Source organism: Rhodanobacter sp. FW106-PBR-R2A-2-24, from assembly GCF_058789615.1.
Genome location: NZ_JBYTBV010000001.1, coordinates 142301 through 168703, shown reverse-complemented (window position 1 = coordinate 168703; position 26403 = coordinate 142301). Strand labels below are relative to the sequence as shown.

The 26403-nt window shown below is 62.8% G+C and carries 21 protein-coding genes; 10 read left to right on the top strand and 11 right to left on the bottom strand.

Going from position 1 to position 26403, the window contains the following annotated elements:
- Positions 1-33 precede the first annotated feature (33 nt).
- Together AC3WQA_RS00860 and AC3WQA_RS00855 are read left to right on the top strand one after the other, a co-directional pair.
- A complete protein-coding gene (locus AC3WQA_RS00860) occupies positions 34-4101 on the top strand; it encodes an RHS repeat-associated core domain-containing protein (protein ID WP_492673253.1) in 4068 nt (1355 codons plus the stop codon).
- A 19-nt stretch (positions 4102-4120) separates the two neighbouring features.
- Entirely contained in the window at positions 4121-4363 is a 243-nt protein-coding gene (locus AC3WQA_RS00855) for a hypothetical protein (protein ID WP_492673254.1), read from the top strand.
- Between the two features lie 570 nt (positions 4364-4933).
- Here AC3WQA_RS00855 and traN read toward each other — a convergent pair.
- The 11 genes from traN to AC3WQA_RS00800 all read right to left on the bottom strand — a co-directional run bounded on the left by traN (position 4934) and on the right by AC3WQA_RS00800 (position 18663).
- Positions 4934-6361, bottom strand: a complete 1428-nt coding sequence (gene traN / locus AC3WQA_RS00850) for a conjugal transfer protein TraN (RefSeq protein WP_492673266.1) — start codon at positions 6359-6361, stop codon at positions 4934-4936.
- A gap of 26 nt (positions 6362-6387) precedes the next feature.
- On the bottom strand, positions 6388-9831 hold the full coding sequence (locus tag AC3WQA_RS00845) for a hypothetical protein (protein ID WP_492673265.1): 3444 nt from the start codon (positions 9829-9831) through the stop codon (positions 6388-6390).
- Positions 9832-9885: 54 nt separating this feature from the next.
- Positions 9886-10968: a TraU family protein gene (locus tag AC3WQA_RS00840; RefSeq protein ID WP_369488059.1), complete on the bottom strand. Its 1083-nt coding sequence runs from the start codon at positions 10966-10968 to the stop codon at positions 9886-9888.
- A 22-nt stretch (positions 10969-10990) separates the two neighbouring features.
- Complete coding sequence (locus AC3WQA_RS00835; protein ID WP_369488057.1) at positions 10991-11197, bottom strand: carbon storage regulator; 207 nt, start codon at positions 11195-11197, stop codon at positions 10991-10993.
- Complete coding sequence (locus tag AC3WQA_RS00830) at positions 11169-12509, bottom strand: TrbC family F-type conjugative pilus assembly protein (RefSeq protein ID WP_492673264.1); 1341 nt, start codon at positions 12507-12509, stop codon at positions 11169-11171. The genes AC3WQA_RS00835 and AC3WQA_RS00830 overlap by 29 nt, the downstream gene beginning before the upstream one ends.
- Before the next feature lie 152 nt (positions 12510-12661).
- Complete coding sequence (locus AC3WQA_RS00825; RefSeq protein ID WP_369488054.1) at positions 12662-13234, bottom strand: S26 family signal peptidase; 573 nt, start codon at positions 13232-13234, stop codon at positions 12662-12664.
- Positions 13231-13554 carry a hypothetical protein gene (locus tag AC3WQA_RS00820; RefSeq protein WP_369488053.1) on the bottom strand — a complete coding sequence of 108 codons (324 nt, stop codon included), beginning with the start codon at positions 13552-13554 and terminating at the stop codon, positions 13231-13233. The genes AC3WQA_RS00825 and AC3WQA_RS00820 overlap by 4 nt, the downstream gene beginning before the upstream one ends.
- The gene (traC, locus tag AC3WQA_RS00815; RefSeq protein ID WP_369488052.1) at positions 13551-15971 is read right to left on the bottom strand and encodes a type IV secretion system protein TraC; all 2421 of its coding nucleotides are present in this window, start codon (positions 15969-15971) and stop codon (positions 13551-13553) included. The genes AC3WQA_RS00820 and traC overlap by 4 nt, the downstream gene beginning before the upstream one ends.
- A 126-nt stretch (positions 15972-16097) precedes the next feature.
- Positions 16098-16439, bottom strand: a complete 342-nt coding sequence (gene traA / locus AC3WQA_RS00810; RefSeq protein WP_369488050.1) for a TraA family conjugative transfer protein — start codon at positions 16437-16439, stop codon at positions 16098-16100.
- Positions 16440-16587: 148 nt separating this feature from the next.
- Positions 16588-17370 carry a TraV family lipoprotein gene (locus AC3WQA_RS00805; protein ID WP_369488049.1) on the bottom strand — a complete coding sequence of 261 codons (783 nt, stop codon included), beginning with the start codon at positions 17368-17370 and terminating at the stop codon, positions 16588-16590.
- 90 nt (positions 17371-17460) lie between these two features.
- A complete protein-coding gene (locus tag AC3WQA_RS00800) occupies positions 17461-18663 on the bottom strand; it encodes a TraB/VirB10 family protein (RefSeq protein ID WP_492673263.1) in 1203 nt (400 codons plus the stop codon).
- Here AC3WQA_RS00800 and mobI point away from each other — a divergent pair.
- The 8 genes from mobI (at position 18635) to AC3WQA_RS00760 (ending at position 26311) form a co-directional block, all read left to right on the top strand.
- Positions 18635-19225, top strand: a complete 591-nt coding sequence (gene mobI / locus AC3WQA_RS00795; RefSeq protein ID WP_492673262.1) for a conjugative transfer protein MobI(A/C) — start codon at positions 18635-18637, stop codon at positions 19223-19225. The two genes, AC3WQA_RS00800 and mobI, sit on opposite strands and share 29 nt — an antisense overlap.
- A 343-nt stretch (positions 19226-19568) precedes the next feature.
- A complete protein-coding gene (locus AC3WQA_RS00790; RefSeq protein ID WP_369488028.1) occupies positions 19569-20558 on the top strand; it encodes a S49 family peptidase in 990 nt (329 codons plus the stop codon).
- A gap of 270 nt (positions 20559-20828) precedes the next feature.
- On the top strand, positions 20829-21029 hold the full coding sequence (locus AC3WQA_RS00785) for a hypothetical protein (RefSeq protein ID WP_492673261.1): 201 nt from the start codon (positions 20829-20831) through the stop codon (positions 21027-21029).
- A 216-nt stretch (positions 21030-21245) separates the two neighbouring features.
- The gene (locus tag AC3WQA_RS00780) at positions 21246-22400 is read left to right on the top strand and encodes an ATP-binding protein (RefSeq protein ID WP_369488021.1); all 1155 of its coding nucleotides are present in this window, start codon (positions 21246-21248) and stop codon (positions 22398-22400) included.
- Positions 22401-22753: 353 nt separating this feature from the next.
- The gene (locus tag AC3WQA_RS00775; protein WP_369488019.1) at positions 22754-23416 is read left to right on the top strand and encodes a hypothetical protein; all 663 of its coding nucleotides are present in this window, start codon (positions 22754-22756) and stop codon (positions 23414-23416) included.
- A 196-nt stretch (positions 23417-23612) separates the two neighbouring features.
- On the top strand, positions 23613-24194 hold the full coding sequence (locus AC3WQA_RS00770) for a hypothetical protein (protein WP_369488018.1): 582 nt from the start codon (positions 23613-23615) through the stop codon (positions 24192-24194).
- Positions 24195-24386: 192 nt separating this feature from the next.
- Positions 24387-25748 (top strand): hypothetical protein, encoded by a 1362-nt coding sequence (locus AC3WQA_RS00765; protein ID WP_369488016.1) that lies wholly within the window; start codon positions 24387-24389, stop codon positions 25746-25748.
- Positions 25749-25786: 38 nt separating this feature from the next.
- Positions 25787-26311, top strand: coding sequence for a hypothetical protein (locus tag AC3WQA_RS00760; protein ID WP_369488014.1), 525 nt, complete (start codon positions 25787-25789; stop codon positions 26309-26311).
- Positions 26312-26403 lie beyond the last annotated feature (92 nt).

The following is a 26403-nucleotide window of genomic DNA, read 5'->3' as shown; positions in this document are numbered from 1 at the left end:
CCGAACGTCGCTCGCATGGATAGAGAGAACCTTATGAAGACGCTGAGCAAGCTACTTTTAACGATGATCCTGGTCATTACCACGATGCAAGCGTGGGCTGGCGTCACACAGGCCAACGATCCCAATGCCAACGCGCCGTGCGACAGCGCCGACAGCAATAGCTGCGGGTCTGCCCATGGCATGCCGGTGTACTCCTTCAAATCGCTGCTCGCTGGCCTCAACATCCGCGATACACCGATTGGCTACACCCCGCCGCTGGGACCGACGGTGGAGACCACGATTGCCTACAACGAGCGCGAAGCCGACCAGCCGGTAGTGTTCGATACCTTCAGCGTCGGGCAGAAGTGGACGCTCAACTGGATCAGCTGGATCCAGGATGATCCGAGCAACCCAGGCAGTCAGGTGCTGCGCTATGTCTCGGGCGGCGGCGGCTGGCCCTACAGTGGATACAACGCAACCACCGGTGCGTTTTCGCCCGAACCGGACAACGGCGCGGTGTTGGTCATGACCTCCAGCAACCCGGTCAGCTACGAACTGCGCTACGCCGATGGCAGCAAGGACGTCTTCGCCATGCCGGACGGCGCGACTACCTACCCGCGCAAGGTGCTCCTCACCCGGATCGTCGATGCGCAGGGCAATGCCCTCACGCTAAGTTACGACAACCAGCATCGCCTAGTCACAGTGACCGACGCGATCGGCCAGCAGACCACCTTCACCTACGGCAACAGCACCGCGCCCCTGCTCGTCACCGGCATTGCCGATCCGTTCGGTCGCCACGCAACCCTGGCCTACGACAGTCAAGGGCGTCTAGTGTCGATCACCGACGCGATCGGCATGACCTCCACCTTCACCTACGACAGCGCCCTGTTCGTGCAGGCGATGACAACGCCCTACGGCACCACCACCTTCGCACACACCGAAGGCGCCAACGGCAATGCCACGGAGTTGTCGATCCAGGCGACCGATCCCGCCGGGCATACCGAGCGCACCGAATACATGCCCGGTGCGCCCGGTGCACCTTTCAGCGTGTCGCAGGCGCCGAGCGGCATGAATACCTTCAATGCCTACCTCAACTACCGCGACTCGTATTACTGGGACAAGAATGCGTTCGCGGCGGCCTGCACGGTGAGCAATGGCACGACCAGCTGCGACTACAGCAAAGCGCGCATGAAGCACTTCCTGCACGCCTATCCGTGCTGCTACTACACCTCGCGCGTGCTGGAGAACGTCAAGTATCCGCTGGAAGGCATGATCTGGTACGACTATGCCGGCCAGCCGGGGCCGTACTATCCCGGCACGCTGAACCTGCCCAGTGACGTGGGTCGGGTGCTGGATGACGGCAGCAGTCAGGTCACTCACTACACCTACAACGCGTACGGCAAGGTCACGTCCAAGATCGACCCCGATGGCCGCGAAACCACCTATACGTACGCACCCAACGGCGTTGACCAGATCCAGGTGCAGCAGAAGACCGCGAGCGGTTTCGATACGCTGGCGAGCGCCACCTACAACGGCCAGCATCAGCCGCTAACCACGACCGATGCGGCGGGCGGTACCACCACCTACACTTACAACGCCCGCGGCCAACGCACCTCGGCCACCGACCCTCTGGGCAACATGACGCGCTACCAGTACGACAGCAACGGCTACTTGTTGGCCGTCATCGACGCGCTCGGGCATGTGTCGCAGCGGTACACCTACGATGCCGAAGGCCGCGTCGCCACCAGCACTGATGCTGCGGGCTACACGCGCCAGTTCCAGTACGACGCGCTCAATCGCGTAGTATCCGTCAGCTATCCCGACCACACCTCCACCCGGTACACGTGGAACCGCCTAGACCTCGTGGCCGTCACTGACCGCCAGGGCAACACCACCCACTACGGCTACGACGCCGTACGCAACCTCATCGCGGTCACCGACCCGCTGGGCCACGTCACGCAGTGCACCTACTACGCCAACGGCAAGCGCCACACGATGACCGATCCGAACGGGAACGTCACCACGTGGACGCGTGACCTTGAAGGCCGGGTGACCGCCAAGACCTATGCCGATGGCAAGGGCTCGACGTACGCATATGACGGTGTTGGCCGTCTGATTAGCCAGACTGATGCGTTGGGGCAGACCATGGCGTACAGCTATGACCTGGCTGACCTGCTTACTGGAGTGCAGTACCTGCATGCCGTGAACCCCACGGCGGCGGCATCCTACCGCTACGATCCCTACTATTCCCGCCTGACTGGCATGACGGACGGCTTGGGTAACACCGGCTTCAGCTATGTGCCAGCCGGTCAACCTGGCGCCCTCAAACTGGCACAGGAGACGGGGCCGTTCAGTGCGAATGACAGCGCGCAGTATGCCTACGATGCGTTGGGCAGGGTCATTCACCGCACCACGGACGTGACGGTGAGCGATACCTACGATGCGTTGGGTCGGTTGAGCGAAGAAACCAACCCGCTTGGCAACTTCCAATACAGCTACCTCGGCGACACCGACCAGCTGACGTGGCGGGTGCTGATGACGCCCTCCGGCCAGCCCGGCCTTGCGTTGAACATGGAGTACGAGTCCAACCGTGGTGACCGGCAACTGCATCGTCTGATGTACCTGGACGTCAAGGGGCGGCGCCTGGAGGCCTTGCAGGAATATGCTCACAGTCCCGAGCATCTGCTGACAGCCGCCAAACTTGAGTGGCCGCGGCTGCGCGAAGGGAGGGATCACGATGGTGACGGCAATCACGACGATCGGGCCGATACCATTGATGCGGAACAGGCGGTAGCGAACGATTTGCAGCACGACTACGGTCACGATCGCGACGGATGGGGCCATGACGGTCGCGATGACGGGAACAACGAAGATGGTCGTGGTGACAGCGAGCGGTATCGCTACGATGCGGCATACCGACTCACGGATGTGCGCGGTGACGATCGGGATGCCAGCCGCTTCGACTACGACGCGGCCGGCAATCTGCTGAAGGCGGCGGGTGCCTCGTTCTCCCTCACGGCCTCTGCCAACGCGCTGAACCAGCTCAGCACGGTCAACGGCATGTCATGGCAGTACGATGCGGATGGCAATCTGATCAGTGATGGCGTACATCAGTACACATGGGACGCGGCTGGTAGGCTGGTCAGCCAGACCAATACCGCAACCGGTGAAGTCACCCGTTACGGTTACGACGGCTGGGGCCGGCGCTTGATGATCACCCACCAGAACGGCGCTGCCAGCACGCAGGCTCGCTATCTGTGGTGTGGGTCGGCGGTTTGCCAGGTGCGTGATAGCAACGACGTGGTGATGGCGGACTACTTCGACCAGGGTGAAATCCATGGGGTGCAGGCGCTGTACTACGTGCGCGACCAATTAGGCAGTGTGGTTGGTGCGACGGACGCCAACGGCAAAATGCTGGGCACTGCCAAGTACGGTGCGTATGGCGTCACAACACGGGCAAGGGGTATACATCCCGACTACGGGTATGCAGGTATGCTGCATGACCAAGGATCAAGTCTGTTTCTGACGCAGTACCGTGCTTATGATCCAGCCGTAGGCCGCTGGCTCAGTCGCGATCCGATTGGGGAAGAGGGAGGGGAGAACATTTACGCCTACGTAGATGGAGATCCGTTGGGCTCGATCGATCCATTGGGCCTAGCTTCGTCGGGACAGACATGCCAAGCCGCGTGGGCGGCCGCTGGGGCCACATGTGGTGGAGTTCTAGGAGGAGTGCTTGGCGGGGCGGGCGGCGCAGTGGGTGGTGGTGCTGCATGCACGCTGGTTGCGCCTGGTGTAGGTACTGTTGGATGTGGCGTTGCTGGAGGAGAGTCTGGTGGTTCTGCAGGTGCTGCAGGTGGTGCTGTTGCGGGCGGTGCCGTCGGCAATTGGCTTGGCGGAAAAATGTGCAATAAGGCTGATAACTCCTGCCCACCGTGTTCGCCCCAAGTGGGCACGATTGGTTACCGCCTTGATAAAGTTCCCCCAAGCAAACCCCATTACCCTTTCCCGGGTGATCACGTACACCTGTATCGAATGAACCAGAATCCCAATAACTGTCAGTGCTTTTGGTCTGCGATTGGCGTGACAGAGCCGCCGCCGCCACCCGGGGCAGTGCCTCTGTGAGAAAGGGAGGCGGCGCGTAATGAAATATGCAGATGGGAAAGAAGTCAGGCTAGGCGATCATGTGGCATTAGGGGGGGGGCGCGTAGGAGTTGTTGTATGCTCTATCGACACGAATGAGTACACCACGCTCTTTCCACAAGAACAGTGGAGCTATTTGCGTTCCGGTGTGATAGTCAGAATGGCTGGGGCTGGATTAATCCACTACCTTGAGCCAGATGAAGACTTCGAACAATTGCCGGGAAGTTCGGCACCGCGTGAATGACCTGAGTACCGAACAAGGCGCCTCTGGAGGCGCCTTGTTTATTTCATTGGTGTTCGTCCATCACTGGATCCTCTCGCCTCCCAATGAGGGGAGGCGGTGGACTCTATGGCTGCGAGGCGCCACTCAGTGTCGCCACAGTCGAGTTCACCGCCTTCGGCTCTACCAGGGCGGCGGGTGTCGGCTGCGCTACCTGCAGAAGCAGCAATAAGGAGGCGGAGGAAATTAATTTGCAACCGTCACAGACATGCTGGGCCACGTCACGCTGCACGCCTACTACGCCAACGGCAAGCGCCACACGATGACCGATGCGCGCCGTCAACCAGAACCTTGCGGTTAGAAAAAGGGCTGCAGGGAAATATGGGGTAAAACCTCACTGCCAAGCTGGGGCACATGCATCGAACGCCCGCCTCATGCGGGCCTTCGATGCATGACGTTTGGCGGTAGGCAAGACATAGCGGTTCATGGTCGGCCACGTCAGTGACGCGGTCGCGTGTTGAACGACGACAGCAGCAAGATCACGCATTACAGCTACGACGTTCACTGGTCAAAAAGCTGCTGCTGCTGGTCAGTTCACTTGCCTGAAATGGTCAGCCGTGTTGGCAACAGATGGTCAGCTCGATGGCAATACGCAGTGACGGTGAAGCTCTTGGAAGATGTGCCACCAAAGGCCCGCGTCGGGATGGTCACGGACTTCTCGCTGACGTCGCCGTTGCCCCAGTAGAGCGTGTTGTTCGAACCCGTGTAGTCCGCTCCGTCGGCGGCCGTCCCCGCCGTCGTAGTCTCGTTGACGGTAACCATGCCAAGGCCACCGTTACGGGTCACGGTGAGGACCACCGGATGACCCGATGTCACGGAGAGGTAGCCCGTGCTGAAGCTGACCTGCCCGGGCCCGGTGGGCGTGCTGGTCGTGGCCGTCGGCACCGCGGACATGGCCTGCGCCTCGATTGAAGACGATGCAGCGGCCGGATCCATCTTCCCAACGGTCGAGTTGGTACGGTCGCTCGCGATCAGTCGCGAAGGATCGCCTATGTCGCTGCCGCTCCCGGTGTATTCCACCTGGGCCTGATTACCGCTAAAAATGTCGGCGGGCAGGTAGCCCCCCTCCTCCATGCGCCCGATGATCTCGGACGTATCGGTATTTGTCAGTGCTCCCTTGGCCATGTCCTGCAGGGAGATCCCCTGGCAGTTCCAGTGCTTCGCCGAGCCCATGTCACCGATGCCCTCGGACAGCAGCTTCTCGCGTAGGATCCGGCTCGTCGGCGAGTTGAAGCAGCAGTACGACTCCTTCTTGATCAGGCAGATGCCAAGAACATCTGTCGAACAGAAGGAGCCAAGGTAGTGGCACTCGCCCAGGTTCTTACCTACCGCCGTCTCAAAGTCGGAGTTGTCGCAGTACCAGCCGAGGTGCGGCTTGACGTTCGCGTCCTCATTCGCCATGAACTGGTCGTTCATGGTCTGCAGGTCGCCCGACTGAGGAGAATTCGAGGGCGGCCCATTGCCGCCTCCGTTAATGTTCTCGTAGTCGGACGTGAGCGGCTGGTCGAGCGAAAAGCTGGACGCTCCGCCCTGGATCTGTGACCACGCACCCTGCACGTGCGCCACGACCTGCGACTGGTTCCATGCGTTCGACTGGCGCTGAGTCTGTGCATACTTCTTCCACCACGCCTGCTGCTGATCCGGCACGGCAGCGCGACAACACTTGAGCAGGCTTCCCAAGATGTTCCGGCACGTCAGGTGGCGTCCGGCTAAAAACCGCAGGTTCTGGTACGTCGACGCCGAGATCGCCTGCGTAAAGCCCATCGGTGCACCGTCCCCCGCGACCTGCTGGTTCGGAAGCAACCATTGCATCGCCTGGGTCTTCGTCCAGCCTGGCGGCGTCGCGGGAGTCGGGTTGGTCGGATTGCTGTATTGCGGCGTGGTCTGCGCGGCGGCGCCACCGCACGTCGCTAGCGCTGCAACTAGCAGCGCACGCTGGAAGTTGACCCGCTTAACGGACATCCATGTCATCGTTCTAGCCTCGCTCGTCATTGAGTTGCTACACCTGGTGCCTGCACCGGCTGCGGCTTCGGCGTAGGTGCCGGCACCGTCGGGTGCGGTCCTTGCCACGTCCAGTCGTTGGAGATGGTCTGCACGATCACCTGCTGCGCGATCGACTTGTTCCTATCGCTGGTCTCGGCGGGCCGGCTGGGTGGCGTGCAGGTGCCATCCAGGCACGGCTGCGCGCTCGTGCAGTTGGTCACTGTCGTGGTGTTGCCGTCCGGCACCTGGACTTCCGTGACGCAGTCGTAGTCATACGTCATCACGTAGCAAAAGCCATTCGCGTCTGTCGCCCCATCCGCGCAGTCGCTGGTCTTGAGGATGCACGACTTGTTGGCCTCGAGATCCTGGCAGGTGTCCGGCGGCGATCCACTCGGCGGAATCGTCGTGCACTGCGTCTGCCCTGAATCGTTTGTCCAGCAGACCTGCCCGCCCTGCCCATTCCAGACACCCGTGCAGTTGTAGTCGAGCTCGGCCTTCATGCATGTGCCACCGTCGCCGGTGAAGAGTGCGGGCTGGCCTTGAATCACCGAGGCGGGTACGAGGATCCCGTCAATGGTGACCGGAGCATTCTCATCGCATTTCCAGGCCACGGAACAGAAACTCGTGCCCGTAGTGCTGCAGTTCCCGCTATCGACGATCTGGAACTGGTACTGCGGTGCTCCGTTCATGTTCCATGACAGGTGAACGCCCGGACCGTTCGCCGGCGGCGTCGACCAATCCGTTCGCGTCGTCTGGAAAATCGCGACCCACTGGTTGGCGGCCGACGGCGTTTGCACCAGCGTGACGTTCACCCCAGCGACCGGCGATGTGACCTTCCACGCAAAACCCGTGATGGCCGTATCGCCTGCATAGATCTGGTCGGCAATTGACACCGACGTCGTAGTGGCGCCTGTGCCGCTACAGGCTTCCGCCAGCGTCCCGCTCAGGCACGTGGCTGAGCCACCCGGAAACAGGGGGGATGGGTTCGGCGCATTCACCGTGATGCCGTCGATGGTTTGGGGCGCGTTCGACGTGCAGCTCCATGCCATGTGGCAGTACGGGTCGGCAGTCGTCGCGTTGCAGTTGCCGGTGTCCGCGTAGCCGATCACGATCTTGTTTGGGCCTGCGACCTGCCACGTGAGGTGCACATGTGGGAGGGCCGGTTCGGCGCCACCGTTGTACTGACGCGTAACGCTAAAGGTCGCCGTCCAGCCGTTGGCCAAGGTCGGCGCGGATACGAGCGAGACCGTGACAAGCGGGTTCGGATTCGTGACGGTCCACGCAAAGTTGGTAATTACCGTCGCACCGGCCGGGAGAAGTGCACCAATACCCACTGTCGTTCCGATCGAACTCGACCCATCGCACACACGGTTCAGCTGACCAGTCGTGCAAGTGCTCGGGGCGCTGGGAAAGAGTGGCGCATAGGCCTGCGCCTGTGCGGCCGAGATGGCATACCCGTCGATTGTGGTCGGCGCATTCTGGGTACAGGTCCATTTCGTTGGGCACGCGGTGCTTCCCGTGTCAGAGCAGTTGCCGGTGTCGCCCGTACCGAACTTGACAGTGGTCGTCGCGATCGTCCAGTTCATGACGATGTGCGGCTGCTGGGGCACGTAGCTGAAGTCCGTGCGTGTCACCGTGAAACCCGCCACCCAGCCGTTGGCCGCGCTTGGCACCTGAGTCAGTGTGACCGTAACGCCGCTCTGAGGATTGGTAACCGACCAGGTGAAGTTGCTGAAGCCGGTGCCCGGCGAGCTGGCCGCATAGGCCGTCGGAATGATGCCCTCGAAGATCTTCTCCGAAAGTGGCTTCGCTCGATCCACGTTGCCAGTTGTACCCGGCGGAATGCTGGGCCCAATGCTGATTGTCGAGGAAGTGCTTGCGCTCCCTCTGCAGACACGGTTCAGCGTCGCTGCAGCACACGTCGAGCCTGCCCCCGGAAACAGGGGAGCCTTCGACTGCGCGTCCGCCACGGTCAACGTAATGCCGTTGTAGGTTGTTGGCGCGTTCGTGGTGCATGTCCAAGAAGACGGGCAGTTGCCCGTCCCCGGATCACCGCAATTTCCGCTATCGGAAACGCCAACAATGTGGCTCGGTTGGCCGTATGCCTCGAACTGCATGTAGCCGTACCACCCGGGGAACATCACCGGAAGCAGGTAACCACCCTTGGTTTTCATGGGCCTTGCCATCGCCACGCCGCGACAGCTCATGCCTTTCAACTTCACCACCCAACCGTTCGCAGCCGTCGGCTCTTGAACGACGTCAGGCGGCGGATAACCCGTCTGTTGTGTCGCGATGAGGCTGATTCCCCCAACGCTTACGGTTCCCGCGGGAAGATACGAAGCGACATTGTAGGAGACAGTCGGCGGAGGGCATGGCCCGTTCCCACCCGTGGCAGCGTTCACCCTGACCGATCCGAGGTCAGCCGGCGAGCCGTTAGCGACGGTCACAACGCGAGCGCAGGACTGACCGCCAGACTCGGTATCGATCGGCAGATTCCCCGAGGCCGATCCCGCCGTGTTCGTGGTGGTTAGCGATGCCGTGATTTGTCGCGTGCAGGAGAGCCCGCCTGTCTCGTTCGTCAACTGCAGATCCGCGTCGTCCGCTTGGTTGAGCGTCGTTGGGTACTGGGTGACCGTGGTTGCTCGCGTGCAGGCCGTCGCGCTGCTCCCCTTATCCACGAGGAGCACGGCGTCCTTCTCGCCTGGGAGAATCGTGTATGAGGCGTTGCCGGTACGCGTGCGCGTGCACGCCGGTCCACCATTCCCGGGGATCAAAACCTTGTTGCAGGTCTCGTCGTTGTGGATCGTGCCGGTTCCCTGCGTCGGCGTGCTAACTGTCTTCGAGCTGCAGGCAGCGAAGACGTCACCCATAATCGTGCCGCCCTTGGCGTTGTTGATCACGGCGGCCGAGGAATTCATCGTGGAGTCGTGGGCCACGCTCTTGTCGGTGTAGACGCGGTTGGCGGCAGAATTGTTGACCGTCGTTGTCGCATCCGTCGTGACGTCCGTACGCGAGTCATCGGCCGCGGCCTCCTGGTCGTACATTGCCTTAAGCCCAAGCAGATCCTTCCCATTGTTTGCTTGCTCAAGGCGCGTAACGTAGGACGTATCAGCGGTCGTGGGCACTAGACGATTGACGTCGATCTTCTGCCCGTTGACGGTCGCAACACCTAGGCCCTTTTCCCCGCCGGCGCTGACCTGAAGATTTGGCTTTGCCGCGAGGACGGTGTCACTGAAGGTTCCGGCGTCGGCGATCTGGCCACTAACCACGGATGATGCGATCGCTGGGGCCGTTGGTGCGATCGACGATGAGGACGGCGACGGCGCTGTGGTTGCCTGAGCGCCACTCGCAAAGGCAGCCGTCGCATTCGCGATGCCGACAAGCGCCACCGCACAGGCGACGCCAAGCGTCAGCGCGTTTTGGATGAGTCGGCAGCGAATCATTATCATCTCTTAATTAGATTGAGGATATTATTAATCGGTTTTCGTGATCTTCTGCGATTATTACCAATAAACCTCGCAATACTCGGTATAACGCCACTCGGCGATTATGAAATCCTCGCCGCGAAAAGGAATATTTCGCCATTCACCCCAATTAAAGACCGATGCACCTAGCCAGTGATTACCAGCCTTTTCAGGAATCGGATAAAATGTCTGAAGGCGATATTCCTGCTTTTGGATCATTGGATTGATCGAATCCGAACACGTCGAATCATCCCCATATGTCCGTCGTGCCAGTGTGCGACGACTCAGCGCAGCCAGTGCACGGAAGGTCACGAGTGACGCGTTACGCTCGGGATCGTCGTTGTTGTTGACGTTTCCCGTGAAGGGATAGGCGTGACCCCACGTACCCGCACACCAGTACATGAACGTCAGAGGCTTGGCGACGGTCGACGCGACCGCGTCCGCAGCGCACGCTGCTATCGCGATTGGGTTGGCGAATAGCTTCGCTTCGGGCTGCGTATAGAACGCCATCTCGTCGTTGATCCACGTGGGATCGATCTCCGAGATGTAGGCGATATCGAGGTCCTGACCCTCGTGCTTCTTCGCGTCGGCGCCGATCAGCGCATCGACCAAGATGTTTGCCGGATAGATCCACCAGTGGAAGTTGTAGAACGTAGAGTCCTGAGTCTGGTTGTCCCCACCCGCATCATGCGAGTTGTAGCCACCCCAGCGTGATAGCCCACCAAAACCGGTATTGGTGGTTGCGCTGTCGATACTGCTGTCCATCAGGGGCTCGCCCATGATCGGCGAGCACCAGGGTTGACGGACGATCTCGAAGAGGTGCGCCGGTTCCCACAGCCCAACGACCGTGCCAAGACTCGGAATGTTGAAGAGCTTGCCTGGGCAGATGCACTCTGGGAACGCGGTGTCGCTCGGCAGAGGACCGTCGCCAATGGGGAAGCCCTCGATAACGACCGGGAAGAAGCATGACCAGCATAAATTGCTGAACATGGCGCCGCCGAAGAAGTTCGCGTCGGGGCACGTCGCCGCGCTTAGCGACGTGCCTCCGCTGCTCGTCGAGGTCCCGCCGCCCGCCGCTTGTGCGCGGGAGAGATTCGGGAGAAGGAGCGCGATAACCAGCATCACACTCCACAGGGCGAAAGCGTCACGCTTCACTGTCGTCGCCCCGAGCCGCCGGCAGCGGACGGCGCGGCGATGTCGGCCGCTCCATCAGCTCGTTGCGCAGCACGGTAACGTGCTTCGGCGCAACGATGCCGATCTGGGCTGCGCCGTTGCGAAAGCCGACGAGGGTCACCTCGACGTTATCCCCAATGGTCAGTTTTTCACCGCGGCGACGCGTAATCAGCAACATTAGACCCTCCCTGGTGCACAGGCACCTCGTTAATGACGAAAACCGAACTGTTTGCCGTAACCACACTGGGAACAGCTTTCAACTTCCATGTATCCACGATCGTTTGGTTGAGCATGAAGATCGCATGCCGCATCTTGTTTTCGGTATCGCGGTACCCCTTCCAACTGCCCTTTCGGTCGACCTTCGTGGTTATGAGCATCACGGTGATGTCGGGGTTGGCCTTCAGGAACGCCTCGGCATAATTCACTTGTGCTGGGTCGGTTTCGTCGAAGATGAGCAGCTTTTGATGGAAGCCGATTTCCTTCAGCGGATTGAACGTGTCGCCTTTGTGCGCGAGCACCGTTCCGTTCGGCAGAACGACGTCCTGCGTCACGACGACAGTCGGGTCGACCGTGTATGTCTTCTGTTCGGTTGCCAGCGGCAGGTCGGTAAACGGAACCTTCTGCCAGTAGCTGTCCACCGCGTGCTTCTTCCAGCGCTCGACATCGAAGGCCTTCGCCTTCGCCTGCATCACCTTCATCATGTCCAGCTCGGATACAGGCGACACGGGCCCCATCGTGCCGAGATCGCCGGTGTGGCCATCCTTCACCTGACCGTCTATCCAGCCTGGATCCGCCACGCCCGCCACGCGCGCCACCACATTGCCCTCATCATCTAGCTCCTCGAGCACGGGCACCGCGGAGACCTTTTCCTGTGTGAAGTAGACAGGGTCGATAACGATCGAAGGCAGTCTCTCCCCCATCTTCGGCGCCTTCTTGTGCAGCGACATCAGGTAGCGACTGAGTTGGCCAATGGTCTGGCCTGGCTTCATGCCGCGGAAGACGATCTGCATGTCGTCGTGCCCCTTGCCAAGCAACATCGCCATGCGAACCGCGTCATCTCCCATCGATTGGGAGACGAAAAGGCGGTAGTGCACCGGACGTCGCTTCGCCGCGGCTTGAGCCTTCATTTTTGCTGCAAGGGCATCGTCGGTCGGCGACTCCATACCCAACGCCTGTGCCGCCTTGTCCAGCTGCTCTTGCATGGCGGTCGGCGTTCGGTTGGTCATCGTCCGTAGCGTCGCCGCGTTCTCACGTTCCGCCGTGGCCTGGCGAGCATCTGCGTCACTTTGCCACCGAGTCCCTACGACCTTTTCGGGATGGGAGATGATGTCGGCGCTACCCTTCGCCATGTTGGTCAACTGGTCATAGTCGCTCGCCGCCGGTTTGGGCTTCGCAGCCGCGGCATTGAGCTCGTCGGCGTGTTTAAGCTTCTCGCGCTGGATCAGCGCCGACGCCTGCCGCTCCCACGCGCTGCCTGACTTCGGCGTCACTGGGACTGAGTCATCCGGCCTTACCAGCGCCGCGATACTAGGTGCCGGAAGACTCGTCGATGTACCCGGTGTCGGAGGCGAGACGGTTTGGGCCGCGGCCGACGATGCCGAGACAGCAGCAGCCACTGTTAATGCAATCCTGGTCAGCGTGGTCACCATAGGTGGTACGCCCGGCCATTGACCTGCATCTTGTCGATCGGGCCCCAGTAGCGGCTATCCCACGTTACGGGCGTGGTGCCGAGCACTACGAGCTTTCCAGGCGGCACGACGTAGTCTTTTGTGACCTGTTGGACGGTCATGTGCCCCTTGCGGAGCGTGTCTGCGTTTAGCGGTCCCCAAAACCTTCCATTGATCGAGATGCCGGCGGCATTCACGACCACGTGATCCCCAGGCACCGCCGCCACGAACTTGACGATACGAATGCCATCGGGGATCAGCGGGGCGCCTTCGGACTGGTACTGGTAGGTCTTGCCGCGCTCAATCGTCGCCGGCGCGTGCGTGGTGACGACGAAGTAGCGCCATGGCAGACAACCCTGCGACTGCAGCTCCACACCCAGGCGCCAGTAGTGACTCACGCCCATCCACAGGAGCATCCAGGCGATGGTCGTTCCGCAGACGATGTTGAGGATCTTGATCCCAGACCAGCGGGGAGCGGACGAATTCGGTCGCGCGAACACACGCCTGATGGTCCGCCGCACCGGTCCCTGCCCGGCGACCGCGGTCACGGGTTGGCCTCATAGGTCGCAGGGTAGGCATACACATAGCTCGCGTTGAGCACCACATAGCCATGCGCCCTGAGCGCCGTCGCCTCGGCGCGGGTCTTGGCGATCGCCGCTTGGACCGCAGCCGTCGAAGCGTCCTTGCCCATGCCAGTCTCGACCGCCTTTTCGACGTTGATAACTGCGACGGGCGGGCGCGCCGCCAACGCAGGCTTTAACTTCCATTGGTACAGCCCGCACGCCACCAAGAGGGCGGCCACCGGCGGCCAGACGATGTGCAGCATCACTCTGTTCAGATCCATAGGTTGCGTTGCTTCCTTGCTCATGCCGCCCTAGCCTCGCTTGCCTTGCCGCGCTGCCGCAGCACCTCCTTGATAGCCTCGACCGTGCTCAGACCCTGATCCGTGAACGCCTTGATGGCGCTGACGTCGCGTGCGTCGGAGGAGAAGAGGAGCAGGTTGAAGTCCGACTCGACGAGCCTGCCCACGCCAGTTCCCGCCGGACCACTGAACATGATCTCTGAGTACTCACCCTTCACGGTGTGTACTGACTCGAGCAATGCGTACTCGCCGTCCGACATCGGCAGTCGGCCTGTCTGCTTGACCATCGCGATCGACTCCTTCTTCTGCCCGAGAAGGAGTTTGTGCGCAGAGTTCTCCACGATGGCTTCCGACCCGGCCGACGCATAGAAATCGTTGATCGACTGCGTACAGATCGCCGCTGTGGCGCCGAACTTTCGGAGCTGGCGGTACCAGCCGACGATGAACGTCTTGGTCTCACCCGAACTTAGCAGCTGCCAGGCCTCGTCAATCAGGATGATCTTGGGCATGTCGCGCGGCAGGTTGTCCATGGACTGCTGGATCGCATACATGATCTGCAGCAGCACGAGTCGCTGGAGGTGCTCACGCCCCGACAACTGCTGCAGCTCGAGCACGACCAGGCGGTTGTTGAGGTCGACGTTCGACTCGCCATTGAAGAACCGGCCGTATTGCCCCTTGGTGGTGAAGGCAAAGAGCTGGTGGCCGACGTCTCGGATGCGGTCGTCTTCCTCAGCCAGGCAGGCGTCCGCAACCTGGTCGATGATCAGCGACTTCCCGTGGATCTCCCACTGTTCGGTGAGAATGCGCATCACTGCGGGGAGCTGGAACTCGCTGAAGCCCTCCTTGGGCGCGGCCATCACGGACAGAACGCCCACCAGGATCTCGACTTCGTCAACGAAGTTCCGCACGATCGAGAACGGGTTGAGGCAGAGATCGGTGTCATCGGTGAACTCGATGTACTCGCCACCCTGCTGCTCGCACAGCTTCTTGTACGAGTAGCCCTTGTCGATGATCCAGGCGCGACCGCCGATCGATAGAAAGTTGGAAACGATGTTGTTGGCCAGGAAGCTCTTGCCGGAGCCGGACTGCGCCGCGATCACGATATTGAAGTTGTTGTCGCTGTCGTAGGGCGACCACGGCATGAGCTGACCATCGCGGGCGATCAGTGTGAGCAACGGGTTGTAGCTGCCGCCCCAGCTGCCGATCACCGGGAGCATTGGAACCACGTGCGACGTCGCCATGGTGCGATAGCTGCCGAGGAACTGACGTGCGTCTTCCTCGGCCGCAAAGGGCATCATCTGCGCGAACATCGCGTGCAGCGCGTAGCGATCCGGCAGGGTTTGGAAGCCGGCCGTGCGGAACATGCCCTGGACCGCCGTAGCGGCCTGGATCGACTGTTCACGCGTGTCCGAGAACGTCGCAGCTGAGATGTACGCATAAACGATGCGGTCACCCTTGTTGATCGCGTCGTTCATGATGCGCAGACTATTCGCGCGCTGCGCGTATTCGGGGACGAACCGGGCAAGCCGGCCCTCGGCGTTGCGGGTCGCCCACTGGAAATCGCGGAGAAGCGCACTACGGCGCGTCTCGTGATCGGGGTACAGGATGTTGACCGTGTATAGCACCGGGTCGCGCATCGCGCGCATACCCTTCATGATGTCGCCCATGTAGTACTGGGCCAAGCCAGGGTAGAGGTAGTCCGGGTAGCGCTTCGGATGCTGGATGCGCACGTGGCAACGATCGCCAAGCCGGATTTCGTCGGTGTCCACCTCAATGGCCACATCCGGATCGAGGAGCTGGTTACACAGCAGTTCGCCTTCCTCGTGATCCGACTGCGCCGAACGCCGCCAAATGGCCTCCGGACCATGGTTGAGTATCGACTCCATGAAACGGACGTAGGAGCCCGCAGTCAGCCGGTTGTATTTGAAACCGATGGTCTTGAGCGCCGCTTCGAAGTTCTGTTGCAGCTCGCGGATGCGGGTCATTTCTTCAAATGTCGGATCCGTCTCGCCTTCCTTGATCGAGGCGCAGATCACCAGGCGCATCTGGCGCAGCCGGGCGCCGGCTACCTGACCGATCGGGCGCTGTGTGAGGCTACGCAGGAAGCCGATGCGCTGCCGGGTCATCTCGCACAAGGTCGGATCGGTTTCGTACTGGCGCATCATCTCGAAGCGCAGCAGAACCTCTTCAATGTCAGGCGATGCGTACAGGCAGAACTGGAGAATCGTCCCAGGCGGAAAGGGAACATTGAGCAGGGCGTTCAGCGCCTCGCCCATTTGCTGGTCAAAGCCGGCGATCGGCTTCGCCATCACGCCGAACCCGAGGCGGTCGGGGGAAACTACGAAGATGCCGTCATCATCGTGATAGGCATCGACAACACCGAACGTGCGAACCAACGCTTCCTGGCGATCTTCGTACTGCACTGGAGTCTCCTTGTTGTGGGGCCCGAACCGGCCACCCGAAGGTGGCCGGTCGGAGATGGGCATTCCCTGCCCGTCCTTGAGTACCGCATTCCGTTGCCATCGGCCGTCGCGTTGCGCGACGCCGGCTTACAGCGCGAAGGTGAAGATGCCGGTGATCAGGGCCGGGCCGTAGGCAAGCGCCAGGGCGAAACCAATACCCAGGGCGATGGCGATCATCGACTGCTTGACGATGCCCATGCCCATGCCGATCAGGAACGCGCTGACGGCGAGCAGCTTGCCCAGGTCGCCGTTGGCCCAGTCGGTCACGGTGGTCAGCATCGTGCCGAAACCGGTGGTGCCGGTGGTGGTGCCGGCAAACGCCGTACCGGTCAGCAGGGCGACCAGGGCGAACAGCAGGCCGTAGTTCTTGACGGCAACGGCGGAGGCGCGGGCGACACGGTTGCTGCGGAAGTTGGTGAGCCAGTTCATGTTGAAAACTCCATTTCTTTGATGCCACGGATGGAAATCCGTGCGGCCGTTGGGCGTGTGGCGTAACACCCTCAGACTTGCTTCCTGCGCTGCATCCTGTCGGATTCTTCGAGACTCGCCGTCATGGCGTGGCCTCTAAACGGTTCAGCTATCCGCGAGCCACCACCGGGGCGCGAGGTTGCTGGGTGTTTTGCGAGCCGGCCTTCCACGGGTCGGGGTGCTCCGATCCCTGCGCGTTGCCAGCCGCCCCTTGTGCGGGTTCCGCCGGCCTGGGTGCCGCGGCAGGCGCACCCAGCAACTGGAAGAGGTTGTTGTCGCCATCGGCATCGTGGCGAGCGACCGACCACTGCCTCGGCGTGATCTCAGAGTAGATAAAGTCGCCCATGTGCAGATCGCCACCCTGGTCTTGCCACGGCGCGATGTAGATGCGCATGATCTTCGCCTGCTCGCGGTACGCTTCCACCCCGCCGTCCGGGGCGTAAGCCCTCACACCCGACTGCCTGACGGCACGAGCGGCGGCGGCCGCGGTCGTGGTGCTCTCCTGGGGAGACAGCACCACCAGCGTGTCGCCGTTGACACCGAGCCCTGCTTGGGGACGCGCGCGATGGCAACAATTGGCGGGGCTTGCGACCGGTGCCGACGGCTGCCGCGGGACAACCGGAGCATTACCCGGAGCGGGTGCCGACACTTCAGCGATCGGTGCTGCCGGCTGCACCACATCCCCCCCCGCGGTCTTGCCTTCTTCGTAGAGCTTGCGAGCTTTCTTCGGATCGAGGCCCGTCACGTGATCGGCCTGGTTCGTCGCAACGTAGACGTCTGGGGCGCTCATGCAGGTGACCCCGTGCGGGTTTGGGCACGCGAACTTGTCGGTCGCGCAACCGCCCAAGAGGATCGCCCCGGCCACCATCATGTATCGAATGCGAAATTTCATCGTGTCGCTCCTTGACGAAGAGTCTGCTAAACATTTCCTGTGGTGGACGGTCGAAACCACCCGGTTTCCGCGCGAGTTTCGGGGGTACGGCTATCGCAGCACGCCCATGTTTGCGCCGTGCTCCAGCACGAACGAGATCCGCTGACCGGGATCGATCTCGATCACCGGGAACATCTGGTCGGCCAGCTTCAGGTAGTACTTCGCAATTTCGTTGAACGCAGAACCGACGCCGCCGCCAAGCGCCTCGGCGCCCGCTGTGCCTGCGGACGGCAACGTTCCCGGCTGCAGGTACGACATCTGGTTCTGGCCGCCGCCAAATGCCTGAGCCGTGCCCTGCGCAAGACCTGCTAGCGCGGCCTTCGCGATCACCTCACCCTGCCTGGACACCAGCCGGCCGCGAATGCCTGCTTTGCCGTCAGGACCGATGGCGACCATCTCGACCTTGATGTCGATGACGCGGTGGTCGGTTCGGATGCACGAGATCGAGCTGGCGCGCATGTAGGCCCTTTCGCTTGCCAGATCACCGTAGCCGGACGCGAGGACAAAGCATTCCCGCACATCGGCGCGGTAGCGGTTCGGAAGCACCGCGTCATGCTTGATGCGGACGAGCATCGGAATCGGGTTCTGCATGGCCGCCTGGCCCGTCGCGGCGTCCACACCAGTGATGTTGACCCCGGTCAGCATCGACCCCGACGGCAGATATTGCGTCGCGACCTTGGTACCCGACGGTTCCGGATTGGTAGAGGTATCGTGTGGCGGCGGCTGCGTTTCGGACTGGATCTCGCGAATGGTGCTCGAATGGGTGGCCGGTTGCTGGGGCACCGGTGCACCCCGCTGGCTGATCCCCTGGCCGCTGTTCTGACCAGCCACTCCGCCTGGACCCGGATGTTGCGCCATCTGCTGACGCATGGCCTCGACTTCCCGATGCAGAGTATCGAGGTCGGTCGCCATCTTCTGTTGGGTCCCCTGCGAGGCGTCGCCCATGCCCTCCTGACGGCTCTGAAGCAGCTCCTGCTTCAGTTGGGCAATCTGCTGATCCTGCTGCTTCTTGTCGTTCTGCAGCTGCGTGACCTGGTCAGAGATTCCATTGACGCCTAGATCCCGAGCGTCGCCACTGGGCAGTAGTGCGTTGGCAATCTGGGCCTTTGCGTCAGCGTCGTTGGTGACCTTTTTGTTACCCGACCCGCCCAGCGCGAGCCACGCGAGAAGAAGAACGACGCCGAGAACCCCGACGGTCGTTGCCTTACGGCGCGAGCCGGGGCTCATGGCATCCCAGCGCTCCTTCAGGCTCATCTTGTTGGTGAGGGAGCAGTACTACGCCGAGAAGGAGATCCTCTACCAGAAGGAAGTAGACCGGCTCACGGGTGAACTCAACGACCAGGACAAGGCCAGGGGGCGAGCTTACGCCCCGCTCAACCTGATGGTGCGGGTAGACGACGACCGGCTCGAGATTTCCTGGTGGACCCGGCACATGGCCAAGAAGGCGAAGGGCGCCAGCGGCACGAGCCATGTCATCAAGCGGCGCGTGCCCTGGGGAACTGGGCGGAGTAAGAACCAGGCGGGCTACTACCTGCCCGCGCTCCTTCGGCACGCCAAGAAGTGGGAGGTCGACCTGGTTAGAAGAGTCGAGGCCCACGCAGCGACGCTTCGCGAGGCCCGTACCGGATTGCTGGACTTACGTGGGCGCTGGTCGGTCTACCGCCGCATCCTCGACCGCAACTTCCAATTCGCCGTCGACGCAGGAACGTCGGTCGCTGCGGAAGCGGCATCGCATGCGCAAGAGCACCCGTTGGTTGCCCCGGCGCCACACCCTTGCGAGGTGCGGGGCGTCTCAGCGGGTGAGAATGGCGATTAGGACTGGTCGCCACCCCGCGATAGAGTTACACCGCAGTCGCTCCAACAACTGAAACTCAAGCCTCGCAAGGACAGCGAGCAAGGAAAGCACATGGAATCAGCCGTGCGTACGACCCCCAAAGGCCCGCTCTCTGCTGAGCGCGCACTCGCACCTCCCACCCTCTGGGTAAGGGTGCACGCCTACCTCGGAAACCCCATCCCGCTCGCTGCGCTACTTCGCCGCCCGTGGGTGCATTTGCGCCATCCCCTGCCTGGTTCCGTCGACACGACCGCCGGCGGCGCCACCGTGCTGCCGTTCCGGCGTCACGTCGCCTCAACCCCATCACTCACCCAGGAGACCAGCCATGACTGAACCGAACCTGCCACCCAGCCCGCCACCGACCGACAGCACCACAGCCATTGCGCAGGCGGCGCTCGCCCTGAAGGGTGCGGCGGAGGAGTTCCAGAAGAAGACCAAGCGCGATGCGATCTGGACGAAGGTCAAGCGCACGGTCATCGTCGCGTTCTTCGCGACCTGCCTGATCGGCTACTGGGCGAGCCTCTACAAGTTCACGGCGACCGGGAAGATGGGCAACCAGCCCGTGCCGTCGGTCGCGGTCATCAATCTCCATGGCGAGATGGAAACCGGCGCCCTGAATGACGCCGACCACGTAAACCCGCTGATCGAGAAGGCTTGCAACGATCCGAACGTCAAGACGATCCTGCTTGACATCAACTCCCCGGGCGGTTCGCCGACCGAAGCCGAGCGGATCGTCAGTGAGATCCACCTCTGCAAGGCGGCGCACAAAGACAAGGTCATCGACTCGATGGTCGAGTCCATGGCCGCGTCCGCGGCCTACATGGTCGCTATGCACACCGACCGGATCTACGCGAACCGGTACGCGGTCGTCGGCTCCATCGGAGCGCTGATCACGTACTTCGACGCCTCTGACCTCGCCCACCGGCTGGGTGTAACCCAGGAGATTTTCCGCTCGATGCCACTGAAGGGTGGCCCTTCGATGTGGACGAAGACGTCGCCCGAGGACGCCGCGATCAACGACGAGATGGTGAAGGCGATGGGTACCGCCTTCCTCAACGATGTCATCAAGTGCCGTGGCGCGAAGCTCAAGGTCGACCGAGCCACCCTTTTCTCCGGTCGCATCTGGACGTCGGATCAGGCGCTTGCAATGGGCCTAATCGACCAGCAGGGCGTGATCGAGGATCTGAAGCAGGGGTCGATGAAGGGGTTGAAGTTCGTGACCTACGACAACCGTTCGCCTGCCCAGAAGTTGTTCAACTCCGAAGTCCTGATTCACTCCGTGATGTCCGCACTGACCACCCCGCAGATCCGCTGAAAGCCATGAAGGCGCGCCAGCACCGCAACTTCGATCCCTCATACCTCGCCGCCACCAAGTTGGCGGAGCTTGGGTACTGCGAGACGCGCATGGTGCTGGCGCAACGGATCGGCCAACGCTCAACCCCGGAGCAGCGAAAGGCCCGCCGCGCCGGGCAGGCGGAGCACGAACGGTTCGATCGACAGGTCAGGTCGGCTCGCCGCGCTGGCGGAATGCCTCCCGCTGGTCGATGCGACCGTCGACAAGGCTGCACTGGAGGAAGAGATCAGGGTGGCGCTGGATGAACTGGAGCGGTGCAACTGGATGCCGTCACCGGACATCCGCCTGCAGGTGGGCGGCATCGGCGTCCGCCTATTCCAGACCAGCGTGAAGTACCACGTGCCGGTGCCGCTGGCGGAGGCGCTGAACCTGTTCGTTTCGGAGCACGCCGCCGGCTACCTCGCGGGCGATGGGTACGTGGCGGCAGCCTGAGGCTTCGTCGAGTCCGCACCGGACGCCCCGCTAGCCGCCCGGCGCCAACGCGTCAGTGCCCGGATGCGTCGCCTCTGGACAGCCGGCGTCGCGGGTTGGTGTACGCACCGTCATCAGGGCAATTAGCACGGAATTTGGAATCGAGCTAAAGTTAGCTGGCACCAGCTAGAAATATGACGATCACGGAAACTGCGCTAAACCGAGAGGTTCACCGCCATGGCCCTGCCCGACCGCCTACCGTACTTCCCCCGCCCTGAGCTGCTTCAGGCAATCCTGCGGCAGCTGCTGTCTGGGGCAAACGTCGCCTTGTTCGCGCCACGCCGGCATGGCAAGACCCAATTCGTCCGCAACGAGCTGCTCCCGAGCGTACACGAGTCCGGCTGGTTCGCCGCCAGAGTCGACCTCTGGCGCAACCGCAAGGAGCCCGCCAAGGGCCTCGTGGAAGGCCTCGAAGCGATCGCCTACGCGGAGAAAAAGACCGGCTTGCTCGGCACCAAGCTGAACCTGAAGTCCGTTCGCACCAAGTTCCACACCCCAGGCGTGGATATCGAGGGTGAATGGGTGCCGGCCTCCGACGCCGCGCCCGTCCAGGACGCCAACCTGGAGAACCGCCTGGCGAACGCCCTGAACCGAATCGCCGGGCACGGTGAGCACGCCCTGCTAGCGCTAGACGAGTTCCAGGCCCTGGCCGAGCCTGGCAACGAGAACTTCATCGCCGCGTTTCGCACGGTCCTACAGGATCTGGAGGATCGCCTGAGCGTGATCTTCACCGGATCCTCTCGGGACGGCCTGAATCGCCTGTTCCAGCGCGCCAAGGCCCCATTGTTCCGTTCCGCCGAGTCCGTGGCGCTGCCCAACCTGGGCGACGAATTCGTCGACTCCCGTGCGGACTACCTGGCCGACGTGGCGAACCTGCAAGTCGATCGCGACGCCCTAAAGCTGCTCTTCCCGAGGCTCCGCTACACGCCTCAGTTCCTCAATGAGGTGGTCCGCAGCATGCTCGTCGCCGGGGACGCCGACGTCGACGAAGCCCACCGCCGTTGGTTGGATGGCAAGCGGAGTGGCGAGTATGCCGACCTGATCGACAGCCTGGCCGATGAGGACCTCGCGGTTGTGCTGTGGCTCGCCACAAGCGGCGAAAGCTCGGTCTACACCACGGAGGCCCGCAGCGCGATGGCTGGCTTCATGTCCACCGCCGACGCTCCGGGCACGCCTCGCATCCAGTCGGCCATCCGTCGCCTGGTGCAGGCGGGTATCGTGGATCCAGTGGGAGTGAAGGGCTCCTACGAGCTGGCAGACCAGGGCTTGCAGATCATCCTGGGCGAGTTGGTGGGACCATTGGTCCAGCAGCGCGCGACAGGCAAGCACTGAGCGGGAAGGAGATCGAGCTGTCTCAGAGGGTCGCGCGGGACGATCCGCGCCTCCAGGACGATGAGGCCGATTGGGCATCTGTGCTGGCCCTCGCCAATATCGCGAGCGAGTCGTCACGGGACGCGCCGGATGGCGTTGCGCACCGGCCAGAGGACGCCAGGCGCGCACCTGGGCTGAAGCACCGGCAAGTTCACGTTCGGGCGACAGCGGACGCCCCGAGGCCAAGCGGCACATACTCGTTGAGCGCCGGCGACTTCGAATCTCGACAGGCCGAGCCTCTCCCATCTACCGGACATCTTTGCTTCTCTGGCGTGCCGGACATTGTGGCTTCGACACCCACGCCGGAGCTACCCATGCAGCCTTTCTCGCACCTGATCGCCATGCCTGGCCTGCGCGCTGCTGTCGAGGCGGCTCTCGACGCTGGCATCCGCAACACCGACGCGTTCGAAGGCGCCTGCCGCCCAGCTTGGGAGCTCACTCTTCCGGTGCGTGAGGTGCGCCACCCGAACCTCGTCGTTCCAGGCAAGGAAGACTGGGACGGTCTCTGGCAGGCCTGCAAGGCAGAGAAGCCGAAGCTGCAGGCCGGTGGCCGCGGTGACTGGATGGTAATCGAGCACCGCGGGCCGCACGGGCGGGTCTTCTGCGCCCTCATGCACGATGGCCACGGGCGAGTACGCAACGAGTCGAACGGCTGGCTCAAGGAGGCGACCTTCAACGCCATGGCCAGCCGGATGATCTCGTTGGAGATCTGGGAGATTCGCCGCGTGGTCGAGACGGAGCGCAAGACCGCCGCTGCCCTCGCGAAGCTGGCCGAGATGAGGCTGGAAGTGGGCATGAAGCTCCGGGCTGTCCAGTTCAACTGCTACACCTGGTCGAGCGGCATCGTGACGTCGGTCGATCCAGAGACCGGCGATATCGGCTTGGCGCTGACCCGACGCGGCTCGGCGCGTCGCTCGGAATTTGCGGTCTCCGCCGCCGACCTGTCGTTCGCCGGGCCGGCACGCGCGGCTGCGTGACGGCCGTGGACGCTCGCGCCATCCCTGGACAGCCGTTCGCCCTGACCATGCCGATCCCGCCGGCCCCGCAAACGCTGGCGGGTTGTGCGAAAGTTCGTCCAGAGCCGACAGCCAGACACCCGCCGAGGCCAGCATGTCACCTGCGGATAGCCCAACTCCAACGCCAGCAGACCTCGCGCCAGCGCGCTGGAACGGCGTGCTCGAGGCGGTCTTCCACGTCCTCACGGGAGGATGGCGCGAGACAAGCGCTGCCGAGCCGGCCGCGCCTGGCGTGGTACCGGCGGCCGTAGCCACCGCCGGGCGGTTGACCGAGATCCGCGTGACCCCCGTTGACGTGGATGACCTCGCTGCCGTCGGTTGGGTAGTGGAGCTCGCGTGCGCGCCCTTCGCGGCCGTCGACCGCTGCGTTGCAGCGACGGAGCACCTTGGCCTGTCCCTGGTGGCCCGACTGGGGTACGGCGCGGGCCCACAGGAGCCCGCGATGGTGATGGGGGTGGCGACCGGCCCCGACCTAACCTGTGCCTTCGCCGGCTTCCGGCCCCTGGGCGGCCTTCGCATTGGCGAATCCTTCGACGCCCACGTGCGCCTGCGCTTCCAATTCGGGTCCCCGGAGTCTCGCCAGCATCTTGAGGCTACCGAGCTGGCGGCGATAAACGCCGAGCTGCTGTCCCCGTTGAGGCGAGAAACAGCCGGCATGCCTGCGCAGCAGCTCCGCACCCTACTGGGTGACATGCGCGGCCTGGCCGAGCAGCTTCGACAACACCTCAACGAGCGCTGACAGCAGTGGGCGGCTGTCGCGCTGCGTGGTCGTTCCTAGGGTCGGCGGGAAATGGCTCACCTTTTACCGGCCGATCCGTCGGCTATGCTTCACCCGAAGCGACGGCCACCGCCCAGCGCTGTTGCCGCCTCTGACCGTGGCGCCCGCCACACGTTGGTAAGTCGTCGATCCACTTCGGACAAGGAAAATGCGATGAGCAAGGGAATCTTGAAGGGACTCGTTCTGGTGGCTGGCCTCGCCTGCGCGGCGGCCGCCTTTGCGGATGGCACCACCGCCCCGGCCACCCCCGGCCCTCAGAACGCGAAGGAGCAGCAGCTGGTCGAGCACATGCAGGCCGCCTATCGGCAGCGTGGCCTCACTCTCACGCCGGAGCGCGAGGAGGCCTTGCTGCAGCAGTACCGCCAGATGCAGGCCCGTGCAGCGGATGCGCAGGCCATGTCCGAGGTCGGCGGCGATCTGACGCCGGCCCAGCGCGTGAAACTGGCCATGGGCCTTCCCACAGACCAGGCGGCAGCGACCACGCAGGTGTCCCAGCCCGAGGCTCCCACCGCCGACGCACAAGGCAACCCTGCCGACCAGCTGCTCGCCGCGGTGCACGCGCGCCACGCCCAGGGGGCACCTACCGATTTCGAATGGCGTCCGGACGGATTCGTGGCCGACGGCAAGTCGGTAGTGGATCCCGAGGGCCGTATCGTCCAGTGGGACGGCGATGGCTTGTCGGGCGACGTGACGTACCTGGTGCAGGTGGCTGCGGGGCAGTTCGACGTGCGCTTTACGAATACGCACTCCACCCTGCCTCCGATCACGGTCGGCTCGCTTTACATCGACCCCACAGGCCAGCACTTCACCTCGGTGGATGGGCAGACGGTGAGTGGACGTATCCTGATCCCGACCAGCAAGGGCATCGTAATGGCGCGCGATACGGCCATTTTCGACTACGAGTTCGGTAAGCCGGTGGTCTCCCAGGCGCTCCCGCCCCAGTACATGGTGGCGACTTTCCAGCGAGGCCCGGTGGGGACGACGAACTACGTTTTGCTGAAGCGCTACATCAGCCAGGCCGAGCGTCACGACCCGATCGAAGGCGTGAAGGGGCTGTTCAATATCGTGCGCGGCAAGGTCACCAGCAACGACTTCGCCCTGTTCAACATCAAGACCGGCCATGCCGTCTACCTGGCGATCGACGAACCGGGCACCGGTGGCAGCATCTGGAACCGCGACGGGCGGGCGAACTACCAGCACTACTTCTGGCAGATCGACTGGATGCCTAACCCGAAGGGTGCGACAGCCGTGGTCCTGGAGAACCAGTTCCGCGACCTGAACGCCATTCGCCTGGACAGCGGCGAACGCATCAACGTGCGCCACCGCGCGATGGGCATCGAGCGTTTCAACGTCTATCCCCTCGCCAACGGCAGCTTCGGCATCAGCGACAGCGGCACCAAGCTGGGCACGAGGATGCAGGACGAAGCGGTCGACATCAACACGCTGTTCGCGAACGAGGAGGCCGTGAGGCCAAAGTCGGGTACGGACACCGCGGCTGCCACGGGGTCGCGCTAACCCGGCACCGACAACAGCACCGCCTGGAGCTCAGTCGCATGACCAAGCACGTCTTCACGTTTGGCGCGCCCGACGGTGCCGCCCTGCCCCACTTCAACCAGGACGGGGTGACTCACCACACCCTGATCCTCGGGGCTTCGGGGTCGGGCAAGAGCGCCTTTCTGCAGGAACTGGCCCTCCGCCGAGGCGTCCCGTATGAACAGCTGCTCCGGGAGGTTCAGCCGACCGCAGAACAGGTGGATCGTGCCCGGGAGCGCCGCGAGGAGCGGAACACGATGGATACCAAGCGATTAGATGCGGTGCGTCGCGCCTGGTGGGACGCGACGCCGGCCGACGACACCGAGCTCTATGCACTTAGCGATGTGCTGACGAGCCAGATCCCGGAACTGGCCGACCCGACGCATGAACAACAACGGGTCGTGTTCATGATGCTGCCGGACGTGATCATCGGTGGTGTGATCCAGTGGGGCCTGAGCGATACCGAGGTGCGTGACCAGGTCTACGTGTTCGTCCGCGACCACCTCGCCGAAGTACGCCAGACCATGGGCTTATCACCGGCGTAGTCGCGCGTCCGCTGCCGACGAGCTGGTAGAAGCGCCCGCGGCGCCGATCGGTGCCGCAGTGAATTCCGGCTTTTCTTTGCCGCCGTCGCGCG

What these genes read in the sequence shown, in the direction of transcription:
- AC3WQA_RS00835 (WP_369488057.1), bottom strand. Translation starts at nt 11,197, where the DNA reads ATGTTGCTGATTACGCGTCGCCGCGGTGAAAAACTGACCATTGGGGAT.
- AC3WQA_RS00765 (WP_369488016.1), top strand. Translation starts at nt 24,387, where the DNA reads ATGAGCAAGGGAATCTTGAAGGGACTCGTTCTGGTGGCTGGCCTCGCC.
- AC3WQA_RS00760 (WP_369488014.1), top strand. Translation starts at nt 25,787, where the DNA reads ATGACCAAGCACGTCTTCACGTTTGGCGCGCCCGACGGTGCCGCCCTG.
- AC3WQA_RS00855 (WP_492673254.1), top strand. Translation starts at nt 4,121, where the DNA reads ATGAAATATGCAGATGGGAAAGAAGTCAGGCTAGGCGATCATGTGGCA.
- traN (WP_492673266.1), bottom strand. Translation starts at nt 6,361, where the DNA reads ATGTCCGTTAAGCGGGTCAACTTCCAGCGTGCGCTGCTAGTTGCAGCG.
- AC3WQA_RS00840 (WP_369488059.1), bottom strand. Translation starts at nt 10,968, where the DNA reads ATGCTGGTTATCGCGCTCCTTCTCCCGAATCTCTCCCGCGCACAAGCG.
- AC3WQA_RS00820 (WP_369488053.1), bottom strand. Translation starts at nt 13,554, where the DNA reads ATGAGCAAGGAAGCAACGCAACCTATGGATCTGAACAGAGTGATGCTG.
- AC3WQA_RS00775 (WP_369488019.1), top strand. Translation starts at nt 22,754, where the DNA reads ATGCAGCCTTTCTCGCACCTGATCGCCATGCCTGGCCTGCGCGCTGCT.
- AC3WQA_RS00805 (WP_369488049.1), bottom strand. Translation starts at nt 17,370, where the DNA reads ATGAAATTTCGCATTCGATACATGATGGTGGCCGGGGCGATCCTCTTG.
- AC3WQA_RS00800 (WP_492673263.1), bottom strand. Translation starts at nt 18,663, where the DNA reads ATGAGCCTGAAGGAGCGCTGGGATGCCATGAGCCCCGGCTCGCGCCGT.
- AC3WQA_RS00860 (WP_492673253.1), top strand. Translation starts at nt 34, where the DNA reads ATGAAGACGCTGAGCAAGCTACTTTTAACGATGATCCTGGTCATTACC.
- traA (WP_369488050.1), bottom strand. Translation starts at nt 16,439, where the DNA reads ATGAACTGGCTCACCAACTTCCGCAGCAACCGTGTCGCCCGCGCCTCC.
- AC3WQA_RS00780 (WP_369488021.1), top strand. Translation starts at nt 21,246, where the DNA reads ATGGCCCTGCCCGACCGCCTACCGTACTTCCCCCGCCCTGAGCTGCTT.
- AC3WQA_RS00845 (WP_492673265.1), bottom strand. Translation starts at nt 9,831, where the DNA reads ATGATAATGATTCGCTGCCGACTCATCCAAAACGCGCTGACGCTTGGC.
- mobI (WP_492673262.1), top strand. Translation starts at nt 18,635, where the DNA reads ATGGCATCCCAGCGCTCCTTCAGGCTCATCTTGTTGGTGAGGGAGCAG.
- AC3WQA_RS00790 (WP_369488028.1), top strand. Translation starts at nt 19,569, where the DNA reads ATGACTGAACCGAACCTGCCACCCAGCCCGCCACCGACCGACAGCACC.